At 52.4% G+C, this 16,972-nt stretch carries 13 protein-coding genes; 3 read left to right on the top strand and 10 right to left on the bottom strand.

All coding sequences use genetic code 11. The features are described from left to right. Nucleotides 1-22: 22 nt before the first annotated feature. From nirD to ABE504_RS09770, 3 genes are all read right to left on the bottom strand, one after another. A complete protein-coding gene (gene nirD / locus ABE504_RS09780) occupies nucleotides 23-373 on the bottom strand; it encodes a nitrite reductase small subunit NirD (RefSeq protein ID WP_430087650.1) in 351 nt (116 codons plus the stop codon). A gap of 17 nt (nucleotides 374-390) precedes the next feature. Next, on the bottom strand, nucleotides 391-2,811 hold the full coding sequence (gene nirB, locus ABE504_RS09775; protein WP_430087648.1) for a nitrite reductase large subunit NirB: 2,421 nt from the start codon (nucleotides 2,809-2,811) through the stop codon (nucleotides 391-393). A gap of 273 nt (nucleotides 2,812-3,084) precedes the next feature. After that, complete coding sequence (locus tag ABE504_RS09770; RefSeq protein WP_430087646.1) at nucleotides 3,085-4,332, bottom strand: nitrate/nitrite transporter; 1,248 nt, start codon at nucleotides 4,330-4,332, stop codon at nucleotides 3,085-3,087. Nucleotides 4,333-4,748: 416 nt separating this feature from the next. Between ABE504_RS09770 and ABE504_RS09765 the strand changes: the two genes are divergently transcribed. Both ABE504_RS09765 and ABE504_RS09760 read left to right on the top strand, forming a co-directional pair. After that, nucleotides 4,749-5,399, top strand: coding sequence for an ANTAR domain-containing response regulator (locus tag ABE504_RS09765; protein ID WP_430087644.1), 651 nt, complete (start codon nucleotides 4,749-4,751; stop codon nucleotides 5,397-5,399). Further along, nucleotides 5,396-6,427 (top strand): anthranilate phosphoribosyltransferase, encoded by a 1,032-nt coding sequence (locus ABE504_RS09760; protein ID WP_430087642.1) that lies wholly within the window; start codon nucleotides 5,396-5,398, stop codon nucleotides 6,425-6,427. Before ABE504_RS09765 ends, ABE504_RS09760 begins: the two co-directional genes overlap by 4 nt. A 73-nt stretch (nucleotides 6,428-6,500) precedes the next feature. On the opposite strand, the gene ABE504_RS09755 is transcribed toward ABE504_RS09760, so the two are convergent. Further along, nucleotides 6,501-7,286 carry a CAP domain-containing protein gene (locus tag ABE504_RS09755; RefSeq protein ID WP_430087640.1) on the bottom strand — a complete coding sequence of 262 codons (786 nt, stop codon included), beginning with the start codon at nucleotides 7,284-7,286 and terminating at the stop codon, nucleotides 6,501-6,503. A gap of 154 nt (nucleotides 7,287-7,440) precedes the next feature. Beyond that, the gene (locus ABE504_RS09750; protein WP_430087638.1) at nucleotides 7,441-9,486 is read right to left on the bottom strand and encodes an alpha-galactosidase; all 2,046 of its coding nucleotides are present in this window, start codon (nucleotides 9,484-9,486) and stop codon (nucleotides 7,441-7,443) included. A gap of 116 nt (nucleotides 9,487-9,602) precedes the next feature. On the opposite strand from ABE504_RS09750, the gene ABE504_RS09745 reads away from it, so the two are divergent. Next, nucleotides 9,603-10,478: an AraC family transcriptional regulator gene (locus ABE504_RS09745; protein WP_430088672.1), complete on the top strand. Its 876-nt coding sequence runs from the start codon at nucleotides 9,603-9,605 to the stop codon at nucleotides 10,476-10,478. Nucleotides 10,479-10,498: 20 nt separating this feature from the next. Here the strand turns inward: ABE504_RS09745 and ABE504_RS09740 are convergent, their stop codons facing one another. The 5 genes from ABE504_RS09740 to ABE504_RS09720 all read right to left on the bottom strand — a co-directional run bounded on the left by ABE504_RS09740 (nucleotide 10,499) and on the right by ABE504_RS09720 (nucleotide 16,927). Further along, nucleotides 10,499-11,131, bottom strand: coding sequence for an SGNH/GDSL hydrolase family protein (locus ABE504_RS09740; RefSeq protein WP_430087636.1), 633 nt, complete (start codon nucleotides 11,129-11,131; stop codon nucleotides 10,499-10,501). Nucleotides 11,132-11,157: 26 nt separating this feature from the next. Then, the gene (locus ABE504_RS09735; protein ID WP_430087634.1) at nucleotides 11,158-13,374 is read right to left on the bottom strand and encodes a helix-turn-helix domain-containing protein; all 2,217 of its coding nucleotides are present in this window, start codon (nucleotides 13,372-13,374) and stop codon (nucleotides 11,158-11,160) included. Nucleotides 13,375-13,497: 123 nt separating this feature from the next. Then, nucleotides 13,498-15,045 (bottom strand): extracellular solute-binding protein, encoded by a 1,548-nt coding sequence (locus ABE504_RS09730; RefSeq protein WP_430087632.1) that lies wholly within the window; start codon nucleotides 15,043-15,045, stop codon nucleotides 13,498-13,500. 77 nt (nucleotides 15,046-15,122) lie between these two features. Continuing rightward, nucleotides 15,123-16,037 carry a carbohydrate ABC transporter permease gene (locus tag ABE504_RS09725; protein WP_430087630.1) on the bottom strand — a complete coding sequence of 305 codons (915 nt, stop codon included), beginning with the start codon at nucleotides 16,035-16,037 and terminating at the stop codon, nucleotides 15,123-15,125. Then, nucleotides 16,037-16,927: an ABC transporter permease gene (locus tag ABE504_RS09720; RefSeq protein WP_430088671.1), complete on the bottom strand. Its 891-nt coding sequence runs from the start codon at nucleotides 16,925-16,927 to the stop codon at nucleotides 16,037-16,039. The genes ABE504_RS09725 and ABE504_RS09720 overlap by 1 nt, the downstream gene beginning before the upstream one ends. Between the last annotated feature and the right edge of the window lie 45 nt (nucleotides 16,928-16,972).

Genomic DNA, 16,972 nt, shown 5'->3' with positions numbered 1-16,972 from the left:
TTCACCACCTCACCTGAATCAATCAGCTCGCGATATCCCGCGCCGCCGGAAAGGCAATATATACGTAGCCGTCCTGGATCTTCGTTTCATATGTTTGCACGCAGCCGGTATCGGGCTTTTGAACCTCGCCGGAAGGCAAATGAATTTTGCGATCGTGCATCGGGCAGAAGACGTGCTCATCGCAGACAATGCCCTCAGCCAGCACCCCTTCCTTGTGCGGGCAGCGATTTTGAATCGCATGCAGCTTGCCGCTTTGCAGTTTGAACAGCGCAACCTCGACATCCTGATAGCGGATCGTTTTCCCTGTGTTCAACGCCAATTCCTCATAAGAAACAGCTTGCACCCATACGCTTTGTTCCGTTTGTGTATTCATCCGTATGCTCCTCCCCGTTACTTCAACTCAACAACCTCATAGAGATCGCGTCTAATTTTGTTGCTCTCAATCGCTTGCTTCCAAGGATCGGTCAGGACGGATAACGCCGTCTCCATACGAGCGCAGAGCGCTTGACGCTTCTCATCATCCTTCACAACTTCGCGGATATGCTCGATGCCGAGACGGTGCACCCACTCGCTAGTGCGTTCGCCGTACTTACCGGTTTCACGGTAGTATTGCAGGTACGCTTCCGAGTACTCGATAATATCCGCTTCGGTTTTCACGGTGACCAGCAGGTCGCCGACGCGCACTTTCACGCCGCCGTTGCCGCCTGCGTACAGCTCCCAGCCGCCGTCGACGGAGACGACGCCAAGGTCTTTAATGCCGGATTCTGCGCAGTTACGCGGGCAGCCGGATACGGCCAGCTTCACCTTCGCCGGCGTATTCAGGCGCTCGAACCGCTTCTCCAGCTCGATGCCGACGCCCATCGCGTCGCCGGTGCCGAAGCGGCAGAACGTGTCGCCGACGCACGTTTTCACCGTGCGGAGCGCTTTGCCGTAGGCGTAGCCGGACGGCATGTCGAGCGCTTCCCACATCGCGGTGAGGTCTTCTTTTTTCACACCGAGCAAGTCGAGTCGTTGTCCACCGGTAAATTTCACGGTTGGTACGTTGAACTTCTCCGCCACTTCGGCAATTCGCTTGAGCTCCGAAGGATTCGTCACGCCGCCATAAATCCGCGGAACGACGGAGTAGGTGCCGTCTTTTTGAATGTTCGCATGCATCCGCTCGTTCACGAAACGGGACGTGCTATCGTCTTTATACGTTTCCGGGGCAATCATGCCCAGGTAATAGTTCAGCGCAGGGCGGCATTTGGAGCAGCCCTCTTCATTGGTCCAGCCGAGCACATGCATCACTTCGCGGACGTGAGTCAAGCCTTTTTCACGAATCCCATCTACGACTTCATCCCGAGACAGTGTCGTGCAGCCGCAAATGGATTCTTTGGCTGCGTTTTTATCGTAAGAGGCGCCAAGTGTAAAAGCGAGCAAATCGCTCACCAACGGCTTACAGCCGCCGCAGGAACGGGACGCTGTTGTGCAGTTTTTCACCTCATCGACTGTCGTCAGCCCTTGCTCCTTGATCGCCGAGCAGATCGTGCCTTTCGTGACCCCGTTGCAGCCGCAAATAATCGCATCGTCCTTCATGTCGGCCACACCGGATGCCGCGCCGCCGCTGCTGTTATCCGTAAGGATGGACGTCTTGGCCATGCCGCTGATGTCCGTTTCTTCCCGGATCATTTGCATGAGACGCGTGCCATCTGCTGTATCGCCGAAGAGCACGGCACCGATAATTTTGTTGTCTTGGATGACGACTTTCTTGTAAACGCCGGTGAATTCGTCGTGAATGCGAATCGCTTTGGTCCCTTCAGCATCCATAAATTTGCCACCGGAGAAGACGTCCACACCGGATACTTTCAACTTGGTATAGACAATTGAACCTTCATACGGTCCAGTTTCCACGCCAGCCAGGTGCTTCGCCAACACTGCCCCTTGCTCGTACAGCGGCGCCACCAAACCGTAAGCGACACCGCGATGCATCGCGCACTCGCCAACGGCGTACACGTTAGGTACGTTCGTTTGCAGGTAGTCGTTGACGAGAATCCCCGGATTGCATTCGATGCCGGACGATTTCGCCAGCTGAACATTCGGACGTATGCCGACCGCCATGACGATGAGGTCCGCTTCCGCAACCGTGCCGTCCTTGAATTTCAGCCCTTTGACGCGCTTGTCGCCGATGATTTCCTCCGATTGTTTGGCCAAAAGGAAGTTGATGCCTTGCTCTTCCAGCGCTGCTTGCAGCATTTTGGAAGCGGTGCGGTCAAGCTGCCGCTCCATGATTGTATCGACGATATGAACAACGTCTACCTTCATCCCGAGATTCAGGAAGCCGCGCGCAGCCTCCAGGCCGAGCAAACCGCCGCCGATGACGATCGCTTTTTTATACTTTTTCGCCGACTCCATCATGATCTCGCAATCGCGGATCGTCCGGTACGCCATGACGCCCTCTTTGTCCGCACCCGGCATCGGAATGATGAAAGGATTCGAGCCTGTCGCCAAAATCAGTTTGTCGTACGGAACGGTCACGCCCATGTCGCTTGTGACGGTTTGGGCTTCGGTATCGATGTTCGTGACCGTTTGACTCGTATACAGCGTAATGTTGTTCGATTTGTACCATTCATAAGGATGGATCACGATGTCTTCGACTTTGGAATCGCCGGAAAGAACGTAAGACAACAAAATCCGGTTATAGTTCGGATGCGGCTCCGTGCCGAAAATGGTAATGTCATATTTATCCGGAGCAAGTTTGAGCAGATGCTCGACAGCGTTAACCCCTGCCATGCCGTTGCCAACCAGTACCAGCTTCTCTTTGTTCACTGTCATTGTCATCATCCTTCCATTCTTTAACGATCGCTTGTTGGAATGTGGAAAAAAGGGTCATTTGGGAAGCAGCTAACGCCGCCCAAATGACAAATGCGGGATATGGAGCTATAAAAGAGTTCCATTACAAAAGTCAAAGACGCTGGTCGTAACGTCTTTGCCCATGCAGCCTGAGGCACACGCAGCAAGCTGCATGAGCAAAATCTTTACGGAACACCGGATGCCGCGCTGCCGGATCGAATTGATCCTCCCCGGCAGCGCACTTCTACGTGACAGTTAGGCTTGTAGTGTAGTATCTATGGAAGCCGCTGAACTGGCAGACACCTTGCCGCCTTCGCCGATCCATGTACGCTTCCATTGACCTTGAACAACGGCGATAATCACGATGCACAATACCGCAATGACGCTGAGCGTCAGGAACCCCGGTGTGAAAGAACCGGTGGACAGCTTCAGATTGCCGAGAATTTTCGGCAGGAAGTAGCCGCCGAGTCCCCCGGCTGCGCCGACGATCCCGGTCATGACGCCAATCTCCGCCCGGAAGCGCTGCGGCACAAGCTGGAATACCGACCCGTTCCCCATTCCAAGTGCCATCATGGCGACGAACAACAACACGGTTGTCACTGACAACGCAGGCAGGGTCGAAATGCCCGCCATCATCAGCCCGACAATACCGTACAGCACCATCAGCATTCGAATGCCGCCGATCCGATCCGCAAGCCAGCCACCCACAGGCCGGAAGAAGCTGCCGCCGATGACGCACAAAGTGGTGAAGTCCGCTGCGCGAATGGGAGACAAGCCGTACTGCGTGTTGAAGAAAATCGTGAGATAGGTCGACATCCCGACAAAACCGCCGAACGTCACGCTGTAAAAAATACAGAACAGCCAGGCATCGCGCTGCTTGAGCACGCGGCCATATTCCGCCAGCTTCTTCGGCGCCGGTTTGTTCGGGCTGTCCTTCGCCAAGATACTGAACAGGATCAGTGTGATGACGATCGGGATCAAAGCAATGCCGAAGACGACATGCCAGGTGCCAAAATGCTGCGCAATCCGGTTCGCGAACAGCGTCGCAAAGATCGTGCCGCTGTTGCCAGCGCCGGCGATCCCCATCGCAAGCCCTTGATACTGCGGTGGATACCACGAGGATGCCAGTGGCAGCGCAGCTGCGAAGCTTGCTCCAGCGATGCCGAGCATCAACGCGACGAAGTACATGTCGCCCATCGTGTTCGCAAACTGCCAACCCCAGAACAGCGGAATCAACGTTAAAGTGAGCCCGATCTGGCCGGTTCGCTTGGGGCCGATTTTATCGGTCAGCACGCCAAGCACGAGGCGGAGTACGGCGCCCCCCAGCGTCGGCAGGGCAACGAGGTTCGCTTTTTCCGCGGCATTTAGATGGAAGTCATTCGCGAGAATAACTGCCAGCGGACCGAGAATCACCCACACCATGAAGCTCATGTCAAAATACAGGAAAGCGCTGAACAATGACCCTTTGTGCCCAACTTGCAAAAAACTTTTCCGATCCACCATGCATACCCTCTCCTTTGCGAGGCTTTTCGCCTTCTCTTCATGTGTTCCTACCCGATAAATGATGCCGATGCGATTCTAGACAGAAAAGGCCGACAAACAGCCCCGTATCATCGGGAAAGTTCGTCGGCCTCATTGCCACTGCTGCCACGTCCTCGTGAACAGCATGTTAGGTTTAATTTTCATTTGTCATCTTCAACGCCACGTCATTGTGCCGTTTGTTACCCTGATTATACGATGTGATTTTTCATGTGTCAATAAACTTGACATAAATTTTCTGAAAAATCCTGAAAACTTCATATCGACAACTTTTAGACGGCTATGCTATATTATTTTCATACATTCACATCCATTTTTAAGTAAATACCTGACATTAACTTAACATCATTTGGCCTACTAATTACAGGAGGGAGTCTTTCATGTTACAATCTTTTATCGTTGTCGATGAGTTAAAAGAGAAACGCTCAGCTACCTCCTCTGAGCTAACGTCTATCGGGGAGCGGCAAATTGCGGAGGGCCCTCCGTTCTTACCAGAAGAAACCTTAAAGGATTTGGGCTTCCGCGTCTACGCCGGGACGTCCATGAGAGAAATTTCATTTAACATGCCCAAGATTGATGCTGTATTATTAGTGGTAAGTCCTGATCAGGTTGCGCCTTGGCGCACCCGTCTGCACACGCTGCGCAGTCTGCCGCTGTTCTGGTGGTGCGACCCGCATACGTTTCCTTCTAATGAATGTAAAATCGATAACGGCATCGACGGCTTGCTCGGCCCCTCCATGAGCGCGTTGGAAATTCACTGCGCGTTGCTGCTGGGCGTCAATCATTTTTTTCAGAGAACCGAATGGCAGCAGGAACGCGAGCAGTTACTTTCCAAGCTCGAGGAGCGCAAATGGGTCGATCAGGCGAAGCGGATTTTATGCGAAATCAAAAAAATATCCGAAGCGGAAGCTTACGATTTCCTGCGCAAGCAAGCCATGAATGAACGCAAACGACTGGTAGACGTCGCAACCTCCATTGTGAAGGTGTATCAACTGCTGCAAGATCAAAATCAAGGGGGACGCAAACGATGATTTCCTTATTAAAAGAAGTGGGCCGCGGCAAACGCGGAGCTCGAGACCTTACTTATGATGAAGCTGCGCAAGCGGCTGAGCTGATCCTGACCGGCGGCGCTACGCAAGCACAGATGGGTGCTTTCCTCGTCGCGGAGCGGATCAAAATGGAATCGCCGGATGAGCTCAAAGCGTTCATACACGCCCTGCGGAAGCGCATCACGTCGCATCCGATCGCCGGCAGCCTCGACTGCGCCGGGCCGTACGACGGCCGCGCGCGCACGTTTATCGCGACGCTGCCGACCGCGTTCGTGCTGGCCGCCTGCGGTGTGCCGACGACGCTGCACGGCAGCGCATCGATGCCCCCGAAATGGGGCATCACGCTGCCTGACGTGCTGGAGGCGCTCGGCGTCCAGGCGCTGCAGGCGTCGCGCGAGGCGCTGACGTCGGCGGCTGCGCGGACGGGTTTCCTCTTCACACCGACAGAAAGCTGGTGCGCGCCGCTTGGCGAGCTGCGTCAGCTGCGCCAGGAGCTCGGGCTGCGCACCGTATTCAACACGGCGGAGAAGCTGCTTCGTTTTACCGAAGCACCCTATATGGCGGTAGGCGTGTTCCACGGGACCGTGTTCGAGAAGATCACGAACCTGCTCATCGACCTCGGCGTGACGAACGGCATCGTCGTGCAGGGGATGGAAGGCTCCGAGGATCTCGGCGTCGACAAGCGTACCCGCACGTTTCTGATCAAGGACGGCGTCAGCGAGCTGTTCATTATCGATCCTGAAATTTATGAGCTTCAGGTCGAAGTGCCTGAGGTCGAGTGGACAGCACAGTTGCAAGCCGAAACGGCGCTTGCGGTGCTGCGCGGCGAAGCCGAGCTTCCGTTCCTGAACATGGTGTTGCTGAACAGCGGCGTGCGCCTCTGGGTGGCGGGAGCCGCCGGATCCATTGAGGAAGGCATCTACATGGCGCGCCACGCCATTGAGCAAGGCACGGCACTGCAGAAGTTCACGCAGTGGTCGGAAGCGATCAAGCCGGTGTCGGCGACGTAAGGCATTGTGTTAAATGAAACAACCTCCATCCCGCCTGACCCGGCGAGTTGGAGGTTGTTTGCTTGTTCTGCATTTACTTGCCAATAAACTGCTGCGTAAACATCTTGCCGCACGGGCCGCCATTCACAATGCCGATGCCGATGTGCGTATAGTCCTTGCTTAGAATGTTCGCCCTATGCCCCGGCGAGTTCATCAGCGCCTCATGCGCCGCTTGAACGGATTGATTACAGGCGATATTTTCGCCGGCCGCATTGTACGTGATGCCGAATTTCTCCATCATATCGAACGGAGAACCGTACGTTGGCGAGTCATGGGAGAAATAATTGTTGTCGACCATGTCCTGGCTCTTGATTCTAGCTGTTTTCGTCAAAGCCATGTCGGCGACCAATGCCGGCAAGCCCGCTTTCGCCCGCTCCTGATTGACCAGATCGAGCATCTGCTGCTCTTCTACAGTAAGCCCTGACGTCGAAGGTGCCTGCGGCGATGGTGTCGGCGTCGGACTCGGCTCGGATGGCGCAGGGCTTGGCGTCGGTGTCGGCGCAGGCTTTTTCGGTATTTTCAAATTACCGTATGCCCAGAGAATCGATTGCAGCGTCTGATCGTCGACATTGCCTGTGATCGGAAGCCCGTAGCGGCTTTGGAAAGCTTTCACCCCCGCGGCTGTTTGATTGCCGTAATAACCGGTGATCGGGCCGGAGTAGTAGCCCAAAGATTTCAGCATCCCTTGCACTGCGAACACATCCGGGCCTTTGGCTCCCTTGCCGTACGCAAATGCGGTCGAAGCGGCGCTGCTAAACAAAATCACACAAAAAAGTGCGATCCAGATCATCCTTTTTCTGCCGAATTGCATGTGTGTCATGTCACTTCCCGTCATCAGCATCTTCGTCCCGGAAGGACGATAGGCTTAGATTTTCCTGATTTCTAACTTTTATCCAAGGGATGAAAAATCAGCCTAAGCTAGGGTCACCAAGCCGCTGCCCGCTTATTCTAAGTCGGGAAGTACATGTCTTTCGTCAGAAAAAATAGCGGTACAGCGCAAACGTATGCGGCGCCGTCAGTTTCACGCGCAATTCTCCGGAAGACAGCTCAGCCTCCGGCACTTCGGCAAGCTTCGATGACGCTGCTATAAGCTCCAAACGATTCGGCAGTTGCACGCCGTCGTTCCCCCAAAGCGCAAATCGCGCCTCCTCCCGATCATTCCACTCGCGCAGCACGATTACATACCCTATTCCATTCCCCGAGATCGATTGGAATCCCGTCCATGACGTACCGTCCGGCTCCTCGCCTATCGGGAGTACATGTCCGCCTTGAATGGCCTGCTGATGCGGCTTGTACGCATGAATGAGCCCTTTCAGCTTCTCGCCATCCGCCTGTGCCAGCCCGGTTACTTCCATCCATGCCAGTGGGCTTGCAAACATCGTCAGCGCAAAAGCAAACTCAATGCCCACGGCAGACGGTGCCAAAGGATCCTGCGCATAATTCATCGGATTTCGGGCGACATTCAGGAATTCAATCTGAAGCTTTGCCGCGGATACATAGGGTGAGAGCTGCCATAGATTACGCAGCGTATAATGAGGATAATAATTGCTCCAATCTGTATACCGATTTTCGAGAAATAAGTTGCCGTACTGCGTCTTCCCGAAATACCCGAGCCTCACCTGAGCCGTCGTATCCTGGTTAAACACGACTTGCCCCTGCGTGGCCCTAATCACCTTCTCCATCATCCGGCACAGCCTCACTTCCCCTAACTTGGAAGCAAGGCGAATGCCGTCAAGTTTGAAATGGCGGATCCCCTCCCGCTGATAAAAACCGATTAGCGTATCCGCATCCTTTTCCCAATATCTAAAATCGTGACTGGAATCCGGTGAAAACCAGAGCCCCAATTCCATGCCCAGCTCCTTCGCTTTCGTCATAACGGGCTTCAGCCCGCGCGGAAACCGCTCCGGGTGCACCTCCCAGAATTGGTCGGATTGACTGTAATAATCGCCCCAGGTGCCCCCCTGCACGATCGAATTCGCCGTCGTCCCTTGCTGCCATCCGTCATCAATCTGATATACGGTCACGCCCAGTTCAGCGGCTGCCGGCAGCTCCTCCAAGATAAAAGCTTCATTCACCCGGCCGTCACGGGAACGATCCCCCCACGTATTGCTCATGACATAAGCATCACGCTGTGCCACATAGGTGCGAATGCTCCGATGATACGCATGCAGCAGCGTCCGCAAGCCGAGCTCCGTTCCATCATAGACGCCGACCGTCACGCCGTAGGCCGGAAGCTCATCGCCATCCTCGCCATCCGCAGCATCTAAGCCTGAACCGTCCACAAACAAGCGATTGCCTTCAAAACGAAAATCCCCGCCTGACCGATGGAGATGACCGAATGCGGTCGGCCCTTCTTTCAGCACCAGCAGCCCTCTTGACGTAAGTTGTTGACTGAACGCCAAGATACTGCCGGTCAGCGCAATTCGCTCGTTCTTATACAACAAGCCCGTGTCGCGGCTGACCAGATTATTGTGACTGTCCGTCACATCTTTCAACTGGATGCACTGCCACCGGCAGTGCACAGGTCTCAACGCCAGCGCGTCGATGTAATCGTGCCCAGCTTCCACCTGTTCCTCCGTATAATCCTCCAATTGCAGATTAGAGCTGTCGGCGGCGAATACAGACGCCTCTGACCCAACGCTGCTTGCGGCTATGCGCTTCACCCACATTTCTTGCCGGAGGAAAGATGCGCTCGGGTACAGCCGTACTTCAAACCGTATGGCATGGGTATTCGTTCTTAGCTCCACCGAGACCTTCCAATGCTTGGCCCCGACGCCGAGGTCATCGTCCTCCACCGCTTGAAGCGACACATGAACAGCCTCTTCATACGACAGAAGCGGGAGTCGATAGGCCGTCAAATCAGCCCCCTGCGCAATCCATTCTTCCCCTGTCGCTTTGTCCTTGAGCGACTTCGTTACCAGCGTACTGCTATGAATCTCCCATACACGCTCAATTCTTTCATTCCCCGCCACGAGCCGATCTTGCTCAAATGCCGCGTAACAATCCTTGTACCGAAGCATATTCTCACTCCCCAATCGCATTTTAATGTGCTACTATTTCCTCATAGGGTAATGATATATTGCTTCCAGCAAAGGCGAAATCGTATTTTATCGCGAAAGGATAGTAAAATATTGTGATGATTGAGGGCTCGTTTGGCTTCCTGTATACCGATGACACCCCTGCTCCGTTATATCGCATTGAATCAACCGGCTTCCATCGTATCGCAGGCACCGATTATGAGTGGGACGGCACCAATCGCCCGGGCGTCGGCTTTATCTTTCAATACACACTGGCAGGCGAGGGGCAGCTTACCGTGGGAGGGACAAGGTACACCGTGCCGATGCACCATGGCTTTTTTGTGCAGATTCCGTCTGATCACCGCTACTGGTATGAGCCTGACCAAGACAAGCCCTGGGAGCATATCTGGCTTCGCTTAAGCGGGCATGATGCCGAGCAGATATGGTCGCGCTATCTCCGACACTACGGTCCCGTGGGGGCGATCCATCCAGACTCGGAGCCGATTCGGCTGCTGCACAAGCTTTATGAAGATGCGGCTTCCAACCGGCTTCGCGATCGCTATGAGGTATCCGTGCGCCTGTATGAATGGATGCTGGCCATGCTGAGAGAAACGGAAGGCAAGGGGGCGGAGCAGCGCGAAATCCCGGAGAAGCTTCGACATGCCAAAGCATGGCTGGAGCAGCACTATCGCATGCCGCTTGGATTAGATCAAGCCGCACTGGCTGCGGGGATGTCGAAGCATCATTTTTGTAAAATGTTCCATAAATCCATCGGCATTACGCCTATGCAGTATGTGCGCCAGCTGCGCATTGAGGAGGCGGCCCGGCTGCTGCGGCACACCTCGCTCCCGGTTACCGTGATCGCGGAGCAAACCGGTTTCGACAACAGCAGCTACTTCGGCAAGGTGTTCCGCCAGATGGCCGGCATGTCTCCGAGTGATTTTCGCGAGGGCGTCACTGAAATACCGTATGGCGCGTTGAGATTTGTGACGTGAGAAGAGAGGGTTATCCTTATTTATGAGAGGTACTTGCTGTGCAAGCAGCCGGCAATGAACGCAGCCTGCTGCCTTCGAATCTGCTCGACGTAATGGACATGATCGCAGAACAACGTCTTGCCGTCCCCTAGCCTTTGCGTAAAACCATACAAATCGATGGACATAACACCAGCCGCGCCCATGATCCGATCGGCAGCTTCGTTATAGTTCATGACGTCCTGATTGAACCGTACAAATTTCTTTATCTGTTCCTCATGAATAGCATCATCGACAGGCGTGGTCCTCACCCAAACGATTCTGACTTCCAACGGTTGAATTAGTCGTAGAACCGCCTGTAAATTGGCTAAATATTGCTCCAACGGCACCTGCAGCTCGCCCGTCAACGCATTCCGTTTGATATCGTGCAGCCCGCAATTGAGCAGCAAGATGTCATGATCGAACAGGTGGTTAGACACGAGATAGGATAAATATTGAAGAACCATGCCGCTATCCCCGCCGTTCGCCCCTCTCATCGCGTCCGGGAGATCCTGGTTTTCGTTAATTGCATACCGATCTTTCTTACGATCGTACATCATGCTGCCTTCCAGCATTTGCTCCAAATAAACCCCGTAATCCATGGATATGCTGTCCCCTAACACGAACAATTTATCCAAATGCTGCTCCTCCTCCTGCGGCAAATTTAATCCTTCGTCTGATCTCGATATTTGCCAGGCGTGATGTTCTCCGAACTTTTGAATGATCGAATAAAGTTGCCGGAATTGCTGTAATGCAGTTTCTGTGCGATCTCGTTGATCGTCATATCCGTTTCCCGCAGCCATCGTTTGGCGATGCCGAGTCGGACCTTAGCCAGATACTCGCCGAAATTAATGCCCATTTCCTGTCGAAACACACGGCTGACATAGACGGGATGATAGTTTAACCGTTCTGCGCACACTTCCAAGGTAAGATTGGTTTCAGCCTCGTTGTTGATCATCGCACAGACTTCCTTAGATATGCGGTGATACGCCTTGTCTTTTTGCTCGCTAATCAACTTGACGACCGGCCCAATTAGCATCTGCATAAACCAACTCTCGATTTCTGGCATCGTTTTAATTTCGAACAGCCTTTCAAATAACGATACGGTTCCGTCATAGGGCATGACGCCGCCGATTTCCTGATGAAGACGCAGCAGGTCGGTCAGAAGCCTCGCCACAAAGATCTGGTAATCCCGATGGTCGGCCGCATTCTTGTAAATTTCCTGAAGAAATCCACTAAGCTTCTGCCTGATCTCATCCTCATTGACCAGCTTAATGGAATCGATCAGCTCATTCTCCAACTGCATGGGAAAGATCGGGGGCAGTTCGCGATTCGGCTGAACTTCGTCGAAGAAAAGAAGCGATTCCTGCTCATAGCGAATTCTGTATTTTAGAGCTTCCAGCCCTTCCAAATAAGCCTGGGGTATTTCCTTCAAGTCTGCATGCACCTTGCTAACCCCAATGCTGAGCGGCAGCCGCAAAAACTGCCTTACCTTTTTCTGGATGTCCATCGCCCGTTCAAAAGCGAGCAGCCGGGCCTCCTGAGCATCATTGCCCTCGCTGCCCATGATCAACACTTGCGAATGGTTAATCACCACTGACTCGAAGCGCTCCTGGGGCGGAACAATTTCACCTGCGATATTGCTGACCGCAAACATCAGCAGATAGCGATCATGCTCCGTGTAGCCGGTACCTTCCAGCGTATCAAATTCGGATACAAGCACCACGTATTGCTTCAGGTTCGTCGGGTAATTGTAGCTCCTCATCATCTCTTCGATTTCATTGCGGCGCCACTCGCCTAATAGCAGCTTGGTGGCGAAAAACTGCTTCAATTGATCGCTCATTTGCTGCCGCAAGTGAAGCAGAGACTTCAATTTCCCGCTGATAATGTCGATTTCACTGCCTTTATCCGAGCCGGATACTAAATCGCGGAGCGCGAAGTACCATCTTTTTATCGGCGAGTAAATCACCCTTGAGCTGTAGAGCGACACCAGGATGGTGAGAATCAGAATTCCCGTGCAAATATAAATCGTGTACCGGCCAATTTCCCTGGAGTCCATCGAAATGTCGTCCAATGAAATGACCGATAAATACAACCAATTGTTGTAGCTCGAGCGGTAAGGAATAATAACCGACGGTTTGCCGTTCAGGTCAATGGTAAGCGCCTTATCATTTTCCAGATTGGCTGATTGCGCCACAACGGATTCAATTGCCGTATGCAAATGCTCATCCGAGCTCGTTCCGGCTACAAATTTCCGACCTTCGTCCATAATGAACATTTCGCCGAACTCTTTATTTTTGGCAAGGATGGCGTCGAGATCGTCAAGCGAAATGTCGACGAGCAGCAAGGCAATCGGATTGGCGGAATGCAGGGGCAGCCTTTCGACTACCGTAATCGATTGATCGGATAAGTAATACCGATTAAATTGCTGGTCTGTGTCCGTGTAGCGGGAGAAAAGCGTTGGATCCGAATAGTACGTAAAGCTGTTAAAATGGCCGCCACTGCTGATCAGCCAATTTTTTTGAAGATTGACAAGCACCACATCTGTGATGCCAAGCTCATAAGACTGCATAAAAGAAATTTCCTGCTGAATTTGCCCCACAGCCTGAAAGTCGTATTGGGTCACGGCTTTGTTGAGCGTCTGGGCAACCAGCGTGGAGTACATTAATTGATTCATCATTTTATCGACCAGACTCAATTCTTTCTCCGTTCGCAGATGAATCTGAGCCAAAATCAAATCGTTGCCACGGATCACTTTCTCTTTAATCGAATTGGAGGAGATGACATAGGAAAGCAACCCCAGCGTAATAACCGGAATCGCACCCAGCAATATACTGATCGCCAGCAGCTTGGTAAAGTATCGAGACACCCCAATGTTCATACGCATTCTTCCCCCGACTCGTATAAAGACATCATCGTCATTCCTCCGTGAAAACGACCGGGGCTTTCTTCAGCTATATGAATCCAAAGAAAGCCCACGCATTGTTCGCTTGTTGAACGATTTCTACTTTTTGGCCGCCTGATAAGCGGCGTTTATTTCATCGATATATTTGGCGCCACCGGTGCTCTTCCACTGCTCGACCGCTTTTTTCCAGCCTGCTGTGTCAAGCTCGCCGAGAATAAATTTGCTTTGAGCATCGTTGACGAGTTGATCCAACGTTTTGCCGAGCGTGGTATACGTTGCCGATTTATAAGGCGCCGCAGGATTGAAAACAGCAAACTTCTCATTATCCTTGCGGACTTCGATCATTCTGGCATATTGCGGATCGTCCGATTTAAGCTGCGGCAGCATATCAGTCAATATATTCAAGTTATAGATGCCTGGCCCCCCGCCTGTCGCCTTGGTGTAGCCGTCTTGATCCTTCCACACGACCTGCCCGCCGTCCAACGTATAGTGGACCCCTTCTATACCGTAGTTAAGCAGGAGCTGAGCTTCCTTGCTGCCCAATTTATCAATAAAGCCTAATATCTGGCGCAGCTGCTCCTCTGTCTTCACGTTTCTCTTTGGAATCATCATCATCAAGTTAAAACCGTTTTCACCCCGTGCCTTGATGCCTGCCGGGCCGTTAAATTCGTTAATCATGGCCACTTGTGCCTTCGGATCATTTTTCTGAACGGACTTCTCCCGCGTGGCATCCGAAACCTGATAATAAATGCCGGCTTTGCCGCCATAGAAAATTTCGTTCTTCTTATTGGAATCGACCAACAGGAAATCCTGGTTGACGCCATGTTGATCATATAATTTCTTAAACGCATTAAGCGCTTCCGTATACTGCGGCGTTAGCACAGCCGGAACCAGCTTGCCGCCGTCTTCCGCCCATTCGTTCGGTCCGCCGAGCCAGGTCAGCACCGCTTTGAAATCCGAACCGCCATTATCCATCACCCATCCGGTTGTATCGTTCTTCCCGTTCTTGTCTGGATCGCCGGTCCCGAAAGCAATCGCTGTATCTAGCAGCTCCTGCGGCGTTGACGGCGCTTTAAGCCCCATATTGTCCAACCAGTCCTTACGAATAAAGATGGTGCTTCTTGCTTTATCTCGGGCGCGGTAGATGCCGTAAGTTTTTCCTTTGTAGGAAGCATTGTTGAGGACCCCTGCGTCCAAACGACTCAAATTCGGGTAATCTTTCAGATAAGGCGTTAAATCCCAGAAGACACCGGCATCGACAGCGTTGGCAACGGCCGGCAGATTGATATCGGCAACAACGATCGTCGGCAAATCCCCTGCCGCAAGGGAAGCGGTCAGCTTGTCATTGTAGGCTGCGTTCGGCACCCAGTTGATGTTCAGCTTCGAGTTCGTCACTTCCATCAGCTTCTTCATGACGTCGCTGTCGGCCGCTGGGGCATTTGGCGAGGTATACATCGCCATGATGGAGATATCTAACGGTGCAGCTGGTTTCGTGTTAGGCGCTCCCGACGCTGCGGTTGTGGATGAAGCCGGAGTGGCTGTCGACGTTTCTCCGCTTTTTGTTCCGTCGCTGCATGCCGCTAGTAGCGCAGTGCTTAGCAAGAGCACGAGCATGACCCTTCTTTTTTGACCCGTAACCGTTTTCATTTGTGCGGATACCCTCTTTCTTATCAAAATTATATATTAAATGATGACGAACTGCACGACCGAAGGCATGGCCATCGTCATCCTTTAACCGAACCGAGTAGAACACCCTTCGTGAAATATTTCTGCAGAAACGGATATAAGAGCAAAATCGGAAGCGTCGCTACCACGATGACGGCCGAACGAACGATGTTCGAAGGCGGAATGTAGGTGAACTCGTCGTCGCCGACCCCGGCCGTGCTAACCGTCACGATCTGCCGGAGCAGCACCTGAATCGGCCATTTGGATTGATCGTTTATATACAGAATCGCCGATAGGAACGTGTTCCAATGACTCACGGCATAGAAAAGCGAGATCGTGGCGATGGCCGGCAGCGACAAGGGCAGAATGATGCGAAACAGAATCGTGGGGTCGCTCGCGCCATCGATCTTCGCCGATTCCTCCAATTCATCCGGGAGGGCCTGGAAGAAATTTTTAAGTATGATCAGAATGAACGGGCTAACCAGCCCCGTCAGCCATAAGGACCAGTAGGAATTCAGCAGTCCAAACGCTTTTACCAGCAAGAAATTAGGAATGAGCCCTCCCGTGAACAGCATGGTGAACACGATCATCAGCATCACGGTATTTCGGCCTTTCAAATATTTTCTCGACAGCGGATAAGCGATCAGTGACGTCACTATAACATTGAGCGCAGTCCCTACCACCGTAATGAAAATCGTGGTCAGAAGGCTTCTCGGCAGCGTGTTGGAGGAGAAAATAAACCGGAATCCGTCCAGACTGAACTGTGTCGGGATAAGCAGAAACGGATGCGCCGCCAGCTGTGAGGAAGCCGCGATGGATGTCGCAAAGACGTGTAAAATCGGTATAAAACAAATCGCTGCATAGAGAAATAACAGCACGTAGTTGATCCAGTCGAATAGCAAGTTCCCCGAACGCTTATGGGCCCGGGCGAGTGGCAAAGATACGTTTCCTGTCGTTGGTTTCGTCTGTTCCATTACCATATACCCTCTTCTCCAAACTTTTTGGCCAAGCGGTTTGCGAGAAACACCATAACCAGACCTGCTACCGATTTGAATAGACCAACTGTTGTGCTGTAGCTAAACTGGCCGCCCAGAACCCCGATATTGTAGACGTACGTATCGAATACATCCGCCACGCCGCGATTCATTGGATTCGACATCAAGAACACATGATCGAAGCTGAGTTCCATAATATCCCCGACTTTCAGAATCATCAGAATGACAACGACACTGCGTATACTAGGTAATGTAATGTGCCAAATTTGGCGCAGCCTGCTGGCCCCATCGATCTCTGCCGCCTCGTACAAGCTGGTGTCCACACCGGCTATCGCGGCTAGATAAATAATCGTCCCCCAGCCCGCATCATGCCAAATGGACTGAATCGTATATAAGGGGCGAAACCATCCGGCGTCGAGCATAAAGTTAATTTTGCTTCCGCCGAGCGATACCAGCAGATTGTTAATGATCCCGCCCTCCGTCGTCAGCATGAGGTAGGACAGGGAAATCACAACGACCCAAGAAAGAAAATGCGGCAAATAAATAACCGTCTGGATGAATCGCTTGAAAAACTGCTTCCGAATTTCATTCAACATAAGTGCGAGAAGGATGGGAATCGGAAAAGCAAAGACAAAGCCATACAAAAACAACATCAATGTATTTCGGAGAAGAACAAGAAACGTATCCTCCGTAAACAACCTGTGGAAATGCTTGAAACCAACCCATGGGCTGCCCGAAAACCCGAGAAACGGCTGATAATCTTGAAAAGCGATCACGTTGCCGAGCATAGGTAAATAACGAAAAAGAATAAAATATAAAATACCGGGAATCATCATCAGATACAGCCATCGATGTTTACCTAATGCCATATGCACTGCTGTAACACCACCTTGTCACATGATAAAACGATTGCA

This window comes from Paenibacillus oryzisoli, from assembly GCF_050467285.1.
In the GTDB taxonomy this organism is placed as follows: Bacteria; Bacillota; Bacilli; order Paenibacillales; family NBRC-103111; genus Paenibacillus_E; species Paenibacillus_E oryzisoli_A.
Note: the sequence above shows the minus strand (reverse complement) of the source record. Positions and strands in the feature narration are given on the sequence as shown.